Annotated in this window: 11 protein-coding genes; all 11 read left to right on the forward strand. The window is 59.6% G+C overall.

The window, feature by feature from the left end:
• Nucleotides 1–53 precede the first annotated feature (53 nt).
• The 11 genes from AB1J88_RS10025 to AB1J88_RS10075 all read left to right on the forward strand — a co-directional run bounded on the left by AB1J88_RS10025 (nt 54) and on the right by AB1J88_RS10075 (nt 12382).
• Nucleotides 54–2279, forward strand: a complete 2226-nt coding sequence (locus AB1J88_RS10025; protein ID WP_430290970.1) for an NADP-dependent isocitrate dehydrogenase — start codon at nt 54–56, stop codon at nt 2277–2279.
• Between the two features lie 196 nt (nt 2280–2475).
• Nucleotides 2476–2922 (forward strand): NUDIX hydrolase, encoded by a 447-nt coding sequence (locus AB1J88_RS10030; protein ID WP_041073236.1) that lies wholly within the window; start codon nt 2476–2478, stop codon nt 2920–2922.
• Nucleotides 2923–2981: 59 nt separating this feature from the next.
• The gene (gene mnmA / locus AB1J88_RS10035; RefSeq protein ID WP_027614667.1) at nt 2982–4106 is read left to right on the forward strand and encodes a tRNA 2-thiouridine(34) synthase MnmA; all 1125 of its coding nucleotides are present in this window, start codon (nt 2982–2984) and stop codon (nt 4104–4106) included.
• Nucleotides 4103–4726 carry a high frequency lysogenization protein HflD gene (gene hflD, locus AB1J88_RS10040; protein ID WP_041073234.1) on the forward strand — a complete coding sequence of 208 codons (624 nt, stop codon included), beginning with the start codon at nt 4103–4105 and terminating at the stop codon, nt 4724–4726. The genes mnmA and hflD overlap by 4 nt, the downstream gene beginning before the upstream one ends.
• Nucleotides 4727–4853: 127 nt before the next feature.
• Nucleotides 4854–6224, forward strand: coding sequence for an adenylosuccinate lyase (gene purB, locus AB1J88_RS10045; RefSeq protein WP_430290971.1), 1371 nt, complete (start codon nt 4854–4856; stop codon nt 6222–6224).
• Nucleotides 6225–6310: 86 nt separating this feature from the next.
• Nucleotides 6311–7483 carry a cupin domain-containing protein gene (locus tag AB1J88_RS10050; RefSeq protein ID WP_041073232.1) on the forward strand — a complete coding sequence of 391 codons (1173 nt, stop codon included), beginning with the start codon at nt 6311–6313 and terminating at the stop codon, nt 7481–7483.
• Nucleotides 7476–7901 (forward strand): GNAT family N-acetyltransferase, encoded by a 426-nt coding sequence (locus AB1J88_RS10055; RefSeq protein WP_003223818.1) that lies wholly within the window; start codon nt 7476–7478, stop codon nt 7899–7901. Before AB1J88_RS10050 ends, AB1J88_RS10055 begins: the two co-directional genes overlap by 8 nt.
• Before the next feature lie 263 nt (nt 7902–8164).
• Complete coding sequence (locus AB1J88_RS10060; protein ID WP_430290972.1) at nt 8165–8926, forward strand: secretin N-terminal domain-containing protein; 762 nt, start codon at nt 8165–8167, stop codon at nt 8924–8926.
• Between the two features lie 473 nt (nt 8927–9399).
• The gene (gene aceA / locus AB1J88_RS10065) at nt 9400–10725 is read left to right on the forward strand and encodes an isocitrate lyase (RefSeq protein ID WP_041073228.1); all 1326 of its coding nucleotides are present in this window, start codon (nt 9400–9402) and stop codon (nt 10723–10725) included.
• A gap of 558 nt (nt 10726–11283) precedes the next feature.
• A complete protein-coding gene (locus AB1J88_RS10070; protein WP_003223812.1) occupies nt 11284–11697 on the forward strand; it encodes an NADH-quinone oxidoreductase subunit A in 414 nt (137 codons plus the stop codon).
• A 10-nt stretch (nt 11698–11707) separates the two neighbouring features.
• Nucleotides 11708–12382 (forward strand): NuoB/complex I 20 kDa subunit family protein, encoded by a 675-nt coding sequence (locus AB1J88_RS10075; RefSeq protein WP_003223809.1) that lies wholly within the window; start codon nt 11708–11710, stop codon nt 12380–12382.
• The last annotated feature ends 11 nt before the right edge of the window (nt 12383–12393 follow it).

Genomic DNA, 12393 nt, shown 5'->3' on the forward strand with positions numbered 1-12393 from the left:
GCCCCTCGAGTTTCTGCGCACGCTTTAGCAAAGAAGAGAGAGTTAATCCGAATATGCCCACCCGCTCGAAGATCATCTATACCTTCACCGACGAAGCTCCAGCCCTCGCCACCTATTCCCTGCTGCCGATCATCGAGGCTTACACCGCCTCGGCCGATATCGCCGTGGAAACCCGCGATATCTCTCTTGCAGCACGCATCCTGGCCAGCTTCCCCGAGCAACTGGGCGACAAAGCCGTAGCCGACCACCTCGCCGAACTGGGCGCCCTGGCCGTTACGCCTGAAGCCAACATCATCAAGCTGCCGAACATCAGCGCTTCGGTACCTCAGCTGCAAGCGGCAATCAAAGAGCTGCAAGCCCAGGGCTACAACCTGCCGGACTACCCGGAAACCGTGACCAACGACGCCGAAAAAGAAGCCAAGGCGCGTTACGACAAGGTCAAGGGCAGCGCCGTGAACCCGGTTCTGCGTGAAGGCAACTCCGACCGCCGCGCTCCGCTGTCGGTCAAGAACTATGCGCGCAAGCACCCGCACAAAATGGGCGCCTGGGCCAAAGACTCCAAGTCCCACGTGGCTCACATGAGCACCGGCGATTTCTACGGCAGCGAAAAAGCTGCCCTGATCGACGCCGCTGACGCTGTGAAGATCGAACTGATCGCCAAAGATGGCACCGCGACCGTCCTGAAAGAGAAAACCAGCGTTCAGGCCGGCGAGATCCTCGACTGCGCCGTGATGAGCAAAAACGCCCTGCGTGCGTTCATCGCTGCTGAAATCGACAGCGCCAAGGCGCAAGGCGTACTGCTCTCGGTGCACCTGAAAGCGACCATGATGAAGGTCTCTGACCCGATCATGTTCGGCCAGATTGTTGCCGAGTTCTATAAAGACGCCCTGACCAAGCACGCTGACGTGCTGGCCCAGATCGGCTTCAACCTGAACAACGGCATTGGCGATCTGTACGCGCGCATCAAGGCTCTGCCGGCCGAGCAGCAAGCGCAGATCGAAGCGGACATCGCAGCGGTCTACGCCGCGCGTCCGTCGCTGGCGATGGTCAATTCCGACAAGGGCATCACCAACCTGCACGTGCCGAGCGACGTTATCGTCGACGCCTCGATGCCGGCGATGATCCGTGACTCCGGCAAGATGTGGGGCACCGACGGTCAACTGCACGACACCAAGGCAGTGATCCCGGATCGTTGCTACGCCACCATTTACCAGGCCGTGATCGAAGATTGCAAAGCCAACGGTGCGTTCGATCCGACCACCATGGGCAGCGTGCCAAACGTTGGCCTGATGGCGAAGAAAGCCGAAGAGTACGGCTCGCACGACAAGACGTTCCAGATCAAGGCTGACGGCGCGGTTCGCGTCACCGACAGCAAGGGCAACCTGCTGATGGAACAGGCTGTTGAAGCCGGCGACATCTTCCGCATGTGCCAGACCAAAGACGCGCCGATTCAGGACTGGGTCAAACTGGCCGTCAACCGCGCTCGCGCCAGCAGCACCCCGGCGATCTTCTGGCTGGACCCGATGCGCGCCCACGACGGCGTGGTTATCGAGAAGGTTCAGGCGTACCTGAAGGATCACGACACCAGCGGTCTGGACATCCAGATCATGGCGCCGGTCGATGCCATGAAGTACACCCTGCAGCGCACCCGCGAAGGCAAGGACACCATTTCGGTGACCGGCAACGTACTGCGCGACTACCTGACCGACCTGTTCCCGATCATGGAACTGGGCACCAGCGCCAAGATGCTGTCGATCGTGCCGCTGATGAACGGCGGTGGCCTGTTCGAAACCGGCGCCGGCGGTTCGGCGCCGAAGCACGTGCAGCAACTGGTCGAAGAGAACTTCCTGCGTTGGGATTCGCTGGGCGAATTCCTGGCGCTGGCAGCGTCCCTCGAGCATTTGGGTGTGAACTACAACAACCCGAAAGCACTGGTTCTGTCCAAGACCCTGGATCAGGCCACTGGCCAGTTCCTCGACAACAACAAGTCGCCATCGCGCAAGGTCGGCAACATTGACAACCGCGGCAGCCACTTCTACCTGGCGCTGTACTGGGCTCAGGCCCTGGCCGCCCAGACCGAAGACGCTGCACTGCAAGCGCAGTTCGCGACCCTGGCCAAAACCCTGACCGAGAACGAGGCGACCATCGTTGCCGAGCTCAACGCCGTGCAGGGCAAGCCAGTGGACATCGGTGGTTACTACCACGCCGACGCCGAGCTGATCAGCAAGGCCATGCGCCCAAGCGCAACCTTCAACGCGGCGATTGCTGCGCTGGTTTAAGGTTGTAGAGGGAACATCACAAACCCCGGCCCTGTGCCGGGGTTTGTGTTTCCAAACACAACACGAAACCCTGTGGGAGCTGGCTTGCCAGCGATAGCGGTGGATCAGGCACCTTCAATGGTGAATGATAAGCCGCCATCGCTGGCAAGCCAGCTCCCACAGTGAATCGGTTTAACCTGGATTTTGAGGAAGATTTATGGAATGGCTCCCCCACATCACCGTCGCCACCATCGTCGAAGACAATGGCCGCTTCCTGATGGTCGAAGAGCACAAGGCCGGGCGTAACGTGCTCAACCAGCCCGCCGGCCATCTCGACCCGGACGAAACCCTGATCGACGCCGCCATCCGCGAAACCCTCGAGGAAACCGGCTGGGACGTCGAACCCACTGGCGTGATCGGGATTTACCTGTACACCGCACCGAGCAACGGCGTGACTTACCAGCGCGTGTGCTTCAGCGCCAAAGCGGTGAAACACCACCCGGACTATCAACTCGACGACGGCATCGTCGGCGCCAAGTGGTTGACCCGTAGCGAATTAATCGCTCAACGCGACAACTGGCGCAGCGAGCTGATCATCCGCTGCATCGACGACTATCTGGCCGGCCATCACTTCAGTCTCGAACTGATCCGCCCTTCTCTTTAGCCTTGAGGCCGTGAGCCTGCTAGAATCGCGTCCTTTTTCAAGACACTCATTGAATCCCTATGCGTGATCCAGCCCCTTCTGACACATCCAAGAAGCGCGTCATTGTCGGCATGTCCGGCGGCGTGGACTCTTCCGTTTCCGCTCTCCTGCTGATCGAGCAGGGCTATGAAGTGGAAGGCCTGTTCATGAAGAACTGGGAAGAAGACGACGGAACGGAATACTGCACCGCCATGGACGACCTGGCGGATGCCCAGGCCGTGTGCGACAAGATCGGCATAAAGCTGCACACCGCCAACTTCGCCGCCGAGTACTGGGACAACGTGTTCGAGCACTTCCTCGCCGAATACAAGGCCGGCCGCACGCCGAACCCGGACATCCTGTGCAACCGCGAGATCAAGTTCAAGGCGTTCCTCGACTACGCCATGATGCTTGGTGCCGACCTGATTGCCACCGGCCACTACGTGCGCCGTCGTGACATCGATGGCCGCACCGAACTGCTCAAGGGCCTCGATCCGAACAAGGATCAGAGCTATTTCCTGCACGCCGTCGGCGGCGAACAGATCGCCAAGACCCTGTTCCCGGTCGGTGAACTGGAAAAGCCCGAAGTGCGCGCCATTGCCGAGAAATACGAGCTGGCGACCGCCAAGAAGAAGGATTCCACCGGAATCTGCTTCATCGGTGAACGACGCTTCAGCGATTTCCTCAAGCAATACCTGCCGGCGCAACCGGGCGAGATCAAGACCACCGAAGGCGAGGTCATCGGCCGTCACCACGGCTTGATGTACCACACCATCGGTCAGCGTCAGGGCCTGGGTATCGGCGGCCTGAAAGATGCCGGCGACGAACCGTGGTACGTGCTGCGCAAGGATCTGGACACCAACGAGCTGATCGTCGGCCAAGGCAACAACCATCCGTGGCTGTTCTCCAGCGCCCTGCTCGCTTCGGAAATCTACTGGGTCAATCCGATCGACCTGAGCCAGCCGCTGCGCCTCACCGCCAAAGTGCGTTATCGCCAGAGCGATCAGGCTTGCACCCTGGAAAAAACCGAAAACGGCTACCGCGCTGTGTTCGACGAACCGCAACGCGCTGTCACCCCGGGCCAGTCCGTGGTGTTCTACGACGGTGAAATCTGCCTCGGGGGCGGCGTGATCGAAGTCGCCGAGCCGTGGAGCGGCCAGGCATGAGCCCGACTCAGGAGCAACTGACGGCGCTGGGCGGGGTGTTTCTCGCCGCAGTGCTGGTCGACCGGATCGCCAAGACCGGCCAGACCAGCGAAGCCGGCCTGAGCTGCATGCTCGGCAGCCTGCTGGTACGCGACCCGAAAGACACACTGGACGTGTACGGCGGCGACGATATCAATCTGCGCGAGGGTTATCGGGCATTGATCGGCGCCCTCGAGCGCGACCCGAGCACCCTGCAGCGCGAGCCGCTGCGCTACGCCCTGTCGATGCTCGGCCTTGAGCGGCAATTGGCCAAACGAGACGACATGCTCGACACCATCGGCAAGCGCTTGCCGCAGATCCAGTCACAGGTCGAACATTTCGGCCCGGCCCACGAAAACGTGATCGCCGCTTGCGGTGCGCTGTATCAAGACACCCTGAGCACCCTGCGCCAGCGGATTCAGGTACACGGCGACATGCGCAACCTGCAGCAACCGAGCAACGCCTCGAAGATCCGCGCCCTGCTGCTGGCCGGCATTCGCTCGGCACGCCTGTGGCGCCAGCTCGGCGGCCATCGCTGGCAGTTGGTGATCAGCCGGCGCAAGCTGCTCAAAGAGCTGTATCCGTTGATGCGCAGCGAGTAAATCGTCGCGCGATAAAAGGTTTGTAGTCTGTAGCGCGTAATACGCCGGTCAGTTGGCAACGGACCGGCGGATTTTTTCATGTATGATACGCGCCCCATTTCGTTGCCCGACTGTCCGAGAACACCCCATGCAGCTCTCTTCGCTCACTGCGGTTTCCCCTGTTGACGGCCGCTACGCCGGCAAAACCCAGGCCCTGCGCCCGATTTTCAGCGAGTACGGCCTGATCCGTGCCCGCGTCCTGGTTGAAGTGCGCTGGCTCCAGCGCCTGGCCGCCCACGCCGGTATCCCGGAAGTGCCAGCCTTCTCCGCCGAGGCCAACGCCGTTCTCAATGAACTGGCTGAAAACTTCTCGCTGGAGCACGCCGAGCGCGTCAAAGAGATCGAGCGCACCACCAACCACGACGTCAAGGCGATCGAATACCTGCTCAAGGAGCAGGCGGCCAAACTGCCGGAGCTGGCCAAGGTCAGCGAGTTCATTCACTTTGCCTGCACCAGTGAAGACATCAACAACCTGTCCCACGCCCTGATGCTGCGCGAAGGCCGTGACGACGTGATGCTGCCGCTGATGCGCCAGACTGCCAACGCCATCCGCGAACTGGCAATCCGTTTCGCCGACGTGCCGATGCTGTCGCGCACCCACGGTCAACCGGCCTCCCCGACTACTCTGGGCAAAGAGCTGGCGAACGTGGTTTACCGCCTCGAGCGTCAGATCGCTCAAGTCGCTGCCGTGCCACTGCTGGGCAAGATCAACGGCGCCGTAGGCAACTACAACGCGCACCTGTCGGCCTACCCGCAGATCGACTGGGAAGCCAACGCCCGCGCCTTCATCGAAGACGAGCTGGGTCTGGGCTTCAACCCGTACACCACACAGATCGAACCGCACGACTACATCGCCGAACTGTTCGACGCCATTGCGCGCTTCAACACCATCCTGATCGACTTTGACCGTGACATCTGGGGCTACATCTCCCTGGGTTACTTCAAGCAGCGCACCATCGCTGGTGAAATCGGTTCGTCGACCATGCCGCACAAGGTCAACCCGATCGACTTCGAAAACTCCGAAGGCAACCTGGGCATCGCCAACGCGCTGTTCCAACACCTGGCGAGCAAACTGCCAATCTCCCGCTGGCAGCGCGACCTGACCGACTCCACCGTACTGCGCAACCTCGGTGTGGGCTTCGCTCACAGCGTGATCGCCTACGAAGCCAGCCTCAAAGGCATCAGCAAGCTTGAGCTGAACGCTGACAAGATCGCTGCCGATCTGGACGCTTGCTGGGAAGTATTGGCCGAGCCGATCCAGACCGTGATGCGCCGCTACAACATCGAAAACCCGTACGAGAAGCTGAAAGAACTGACCCGCGGCAAAGGCATCAGCCCGGAAGCGCTGCAGACTTTCATCGACGGCCTGGACATGCCAGCCGAAGCGAAAGCCGAGCTGAAACAGCTGACCCCGGCCAACTACATCGGTAACGCTGCAGCGCAAGCCAGACGCATCTGATTCACCGCTTGACCCGTTTGAGACGCCCGGCCGCGCCGGGCGTTTTTATTCCCGTCTGAAAAATGCTTTTTTTCAATAGGTTACACATGAATCCTGATACTCCTCTTCAACTTCTGGGCGGTCTTACGGCGCGCGAATTCATGCGCGATTACTGGCAGAAAAAGCCGCTGCTGATCCGTCAGGCCATCCCTGACTTCGAAAGCCCGATCGACGCCGACGAGCTGGCCGGCCTGGCCCTGGAAGAAGAGGTCGAGTCGCGCCTGGTGATCGAGCACGGCGAGCGCCCGTGGGAGCTGCGTCGCGGCCCGTTCGCCGAAGACGAATTCAGCAAGCTGCCGGAAAAAGAGTGGACTTTGCTCGTTCAGGCCGTTGATCAATTCGTCCCGGAAGTCAGCGAACTGCTGGAAAACTTCCGCTTCCTGCCGAGCTGGCGCGTCGATGACGTGATGATCAGCTTCGCCGCCCCGGGTGGCAGCGTCGGTCCGCACTTCGACAACTACGACGTGTTCCTGCTGCAAGGCCACGGCAAGCGCAACTGGAAGATCGGCCAGATGTGCGACTCCGAAAGCCCGCTGCTGCAACATGCGGATCTGCGCATCCTCGCCGAATTCCACGAAACCGAAGAGTGGGTGCTGGAACCGGGCGACATGCTCTACCTGCCACCGCGCCTGGCCCACTGCGGTGTCGCCGTGGACAACTGCATGACCTACTCAGTCGGCTTCCGCGCGCCGAGCGCTTCTGAAGTGCTGACCCATTTCACTGACTTCCTCAGCCAGTTCCTGACTGACGAAGAACGCTACACCGACGCCGATGCGAAACCGGTCAGCGATGATCCGCATCAGATCCAGCACGACGCACTCGGCCGCCTGAAAAGCCTGCTCGCCGAACACATGAGTGACGAACGCCTGCTGCTGACCTGGTTCGGCCAGTACATGACCGAACCGCGCTACCCGGAACTGGTGGTCGGCCCGGAAGACGTTGAAGAAGATGACTTCCTCAACGCCCTGCAAGACGGTGCGGTGCTGATCCGCAACCCGAGCGCGCGCCTGGCCTGGTCGGAAGTCGATGACGATCTGCTGCTGTTCGCCAGCGGTCAGAGCCGTTACCTGCCGGGCAAGCTGCGCGAGCTGTTGAAGATGATCTGCGCCGCCGATGCGCTGCACGTCGACAACCTCGGCGAGTGGCTGAACGACGAAGACGGTCGCGGCCTGCTGTGTGAGCTGGTCAAACAGGGCAGCCTGGGATTTGCCGATGAATAAGATTCGCGTACGTGTCGCAGACTGGCAAAAGGACAACGCCGAGATCCGGCGCATTCGTGAAACGGTGTTCATCGCCGAACAATCGGTGCCACCCGAGCTTGAATGGGACGCCGATGACGCGACCGCCGTGCATTTTCTGGCGTTCGAAGGTGACTTTCCGATCGGCACCGCGCGCCTGCTGCCCGACGGGCACATTGGCCGGGTGTCGGTACTGAAGGACTGGCGCGGGATGAAGGTGGGCGATGCACTGATGCAAGCAGTCATCGCCGAAGCCGAAGCCCGCGGCCTGCAGCAGCAGATGCTCAGCGCCCAGGTACAGGCCACGGCGTTCTATGAGCGCCTGGGCTTCAGCCTGGTCAGTGAGGAATTCCTTGAAGCCGGGATTCCGCATGTCGATATGGTTCGCCATTCGGCCTGAGCGGCAGAAATCTTGTGATCTTTGGAGATCCTGTAGTGAGGGGATTTATCCCCGATGGACCGCGAAGCAGGCCCAAGGTTTTTTGGGGCCGCTCCGCGCCCCATCGGGGATAAATCCCCTCACTACAAAGGCTCTTGAGCGCCCTCTCAAAACGCCCCGCCATTTTCGGATGCCGGGGCGTTTTGCTGTCTACGATTCAACTTGCCCCACCCCGGGCCGACAAACTGGCAATATCAAGCCTTTCGAAAGCGGAGATAACGGACATGTCCCTACGCACACTGCTCACCACCCTGCTGCTCGGCTGCAGTTTTTCGGTGATGGCAGCCACAGAAATCGTGCCCCTCAATTACCGCACCAGTGCCGATATGCTGCCGATGGCGCAGGACTTCATCGGCAAGGACGGTCAGGTCAGCGCCTATGGCAATCAACTGATCATCAAGGCCGAGCCGGACAAGATCCAGGAACTCAAGGCGCTGATCAGTCAACTCGACACTGCGCCCAAACGCCTGCTGATCACGGTCGATACCAATGAAAACAACGACCGTGGCGATGAAGGCTACTCGGTCAACGGCGCCCAACCGAACCAGACCCGCATCATCAGCCGCAGCACCGCCAGCCGTGATGGCGGCGTGCAGCAGGTGCAAGCCACCGACGGCATGCCGGCGCTGATTCAAGTCGGTCAAAGTGTGCCGATCACCAGCAGCCAGACCAACTCCTACGGCGATTACAGCAGCCAGACGCAATACCGCAACGTCACCCAGGGTTTCTACGTGACGGCGAGCGTCACCGGCGACATCGTTCACCTGGCAATCAGTACTAACCGTGACCGCATGAGCCAGGAACGTCCCGATGTAGTGAACGTGCAAAGTACCGACACAACAGTCAGCGGACGCCTGGGCGAATGGATCACTCTCGCCGGGGTGAATCGCCAGACTCAGGCCGACAAACAGGGGCTGACCCGCAGCTACTCGACTCAAGGCCGGGATGACATGACCTTGCGGGTCAAAGTCGACGCCCTGGACTAAAGCACCGAAAACTGACTGATTAGTCGTATTAGACGAAAGATGTAGTGCTTGAAAAAAAGCACTACAAAACGTTTGACGAGCCAAAAAAGCGAAGGCATGATGGCCTCGCTCCCGCTAATCAGAGGCCCTGGCAAGGGCCTTCGAAGCGACGTTCGCACCTACCCCGCGAACCGCTTCGTGTCTGTACCGCCCACAAGGTGTGTTTGACGAGGTTGCCGACTGGAACGAAGTTGTCCCGAGGGACGGAAGCGTAATTAGGTAACCCGGCTTCACGCTGTAGAACGTATAAAGGCCCACGACGCCCGAATGCGCCCGCAGTCCGCCACTACCTGCTCACTTCCCCTCGAGCTCATCGTTCATCCCGTCGCCTACCCCGCCGAACCCGACCTGACCGCCTAAGCTTCTGGTCAGCGAGCGCAGGAATTTTCCACCGCAGAACAACTTTTCATAAAGACGCGACGAGGTTTATCTCCATGGCACTGACACGCGAACAGCAAATTGCAGCCCTTGAAAAAGACTGGGCTGAAAACCCGCGCTGGAAAGGCGTGACTCGCACTTACTCCGCTGCTGACGTCGTCCGTCTGCGTGGCTCGGTTCAACCTGAGCACACCTTTGCGAAAATGGGCGCCGAGAAGCTGTGGAACCTGGTGACCCAGGGTGCCAAGCCGTCCTTCCGCCCAGAGAAAGATTTCGTCAACTGCATGGGCGCTCTCACCGGCGGCCAGGCTGTTCAGCAGGTCAAGGCCGGTATCCAGGCGATCTACCTGTCGGGCTGGCAGGTGGCTGCAGACAACAACTCCGCAGAATCGATGTACCCGGACCAGTCGCTGTACCCGGTGGACTCGGTGCCGACCGTGGTCAAGCGCATCAACAACTCGTTCCGTCGTGCCGACCAGATCCAGTGGAAAGCCGGCAAGAACCCGGGTGATGAAGGCTACATCGACTACTTCGCGCCAATCGTGGCTGACGCTGAAGCCGGTTTCGGCGGCGTACTGAACGCCTACGAGCTGATGAAGAGCATGATCGAAGCAGGCGCCGCCGGCGTTCACTTCGAAGACCAGCTGGCTTCCGTGAAAAAATGCGGCCACATGGGCGGCAAGGTGCTGGTTCCAACCCAGGAAGCCGTACAGAAGCTGACCGCTGCTCGTCTGGCTGCCGACGTTGCCGGTGTACCGACCATCATCCTGGCCCGTACCGACGCCAACGCCGCTGACCTGCTGACTTCGGACTGCGACCCGTACGACCAGCCGTTCGTGACTGGCACCCGTACCCAGGAAGGTTTCTATAAGGTTCGCGCCGGTCTGGACCAGGCAATCGCCCGTGGCCTGGCCTACGCACCGTACGCCGACCTGATCTGGTGCGAAACCGCCAAGCCGGACCTGGAAGAAGCCCGTCGCTTCGCCGAAGCGATCAAAAAGGAATACCCGGACCAGATCCTGTCGTACAACTGCTCGCCTTCCTTCAACTGGAAGAAAAACCTGGACGACGCGACCATCGCCAAGTTCCAGCGCGAACTGTCCGCCATGGGTTACAAGCACCAGTTCATCACCTTGGCCGGCATTCACAACATGTGGCACAGCATGTTCAACCTGGCGCACGACTACGCCCGCAACGACATGACTGCCTACGTGAAGCTGCAGGAGCAGGAATTCGCTGACGCCGCCAAGGGTTACACCTTCGTGGCTCACCAGCAGGAAGTGGGCACCGGCTACTTCGACGACATGACCACCGTAATCCAGGGCGGCACGTCCTCGGTCACCGCGCTGACCGGTTCGACCGAAGAAGAACAGTTCCACTGATTCGACTTCGCTGAGCAAACGGCCTTTGCGGATCGTATAAAAAGCTAACCGCAAAGCCGCAAGACTGACGCCCCGACTGGTTCGGGGCGTTTTTTTTGCCCGCCGATCCCCCAAACACCACAAAACCCCTGTAGGACCGGTGGAAAGCTACGGGACAAAACATTGATCCAGACCGGTACGAATGGCAGAAAAAACGGGTAAAACTGGCGCCTCCGCTACTTGCAGTAACGGGCATATAAGACAACTTCCCAACTAGCGCCCCGTTAAACAGTTACAAAACCACCCCAAACGATATTAATTATCATTTAGCGACAACTATGTTCGTTACATTTCCTACAAAACATAATTGGCAGAATCCCGGCTAATGCCCGCAACGCACGGGCTGCAGGGCATTGGAGGTACGCTATGTCCTTATTCCAATAAATAATTTCGCTATAGGAATTTTACTTGCCGGGTGTTTAGCCATAAAATCAGCGCGATTGATTGCTGCGACATATCGTCACTGCCTATTTCTTTATCAAGCTCAGAGACCTTTGCTCTCTGTTAAGGATTACCAGCATGCCCGAAGCGACAGGACTCATGGCCCACAACTGGGGCTTTGCCATTTTCCTTCTGGGTGTCGTCGGCCTGTGTGCCTTCATGCTTGGCGTCTCCAGCCTCCTCGGGTCAAAAGCCTGGGGCCGCAGCAAAAACGAACCGTTCGAGTCCGGCATGCTACCTACAGGTGGCGCCCGCTTGCGGCTCTCAGCCAAATTCTATCTGGTCGCGATGCTGTTCGTGATCTTCGATATCGAAGCCCTCTTTCTCTTTGCATGGTCTGTGTCCGTCCGCGAAAGCGGCTGGACCGGATTCGTCGAAGCTCTCGTTTTCATAGCAATTCTGTTGGCAGGTCTTGTCTACCTGTTCCGAGTGGGCGCCCTTGACTGGGCTCCGGAAGCTCGTCGCAAGCGGCAGGCGAAGCTGAAACAATGAGGCTTTGGCAATGCAATACAATCTCACCAGAATCGACCCCGATGCTCCTAACGAGCAGTATCCGATTGGCGAACGGGAAACCGTTTCCGATCCGTTAGAGGATCAAGTCCACAAAAACATTTTCATGGGCAAGCTCGAAGACGTGCTGAGTGGCGCGGTCAACTGGGGGCGTAAAAACTCCCTGTGGCCGTACAACTTCGGCCTTTCGTGCTGCTACGTGGAAATGACCACCGCCTTCACGGCGCCCCACGACATCGCGCGCTTTGGCGCCGAAGTTATCCGGGCATCACCGCGTCAGGCCGACTTCATGGTTATCGCCGGTACCTGCTTCATCAAGATGGCGCCGATCATTCAGCGTCTCTACGAGCAGATGCTCGAACCGAAGTGGGTGATCTCCATGGGTTCGTGCGCCAACTCCGGTGGCATGTACGACATCTACTCCGTGGTTCAAGGGGTGGACAAGTTCCTGCCCGTGGACGTCTACGTACCTGGCTGCCCGCCTCGTCCAGAAGCATTCCTTCAAGGCTTGATGCTGTTGCAGGAATCGATTGGACAGGAGCGTCGTCCGCTTTCCTGGGTCGTTGGCGACCAAGGCGTTTATCGCGCCGACATGCCTTCGCAAAAGGAACAGCGCCGCGAACAGCGAATCGCAGTCACCAACCTGCGCAGCCCTGACGAAGTCTGATCCAGTCTGTT

The organism is Pseudomonas sp. S8, assembly GCF_050473925.1.
Classification (GTDB): Bacteria; Pseudomonadota; Gammaproteobacteria; order Pseudomonadales; family Pseudomonadaceae; genus Aquipseudomonas; species Aquipseudomonas parakoreensis.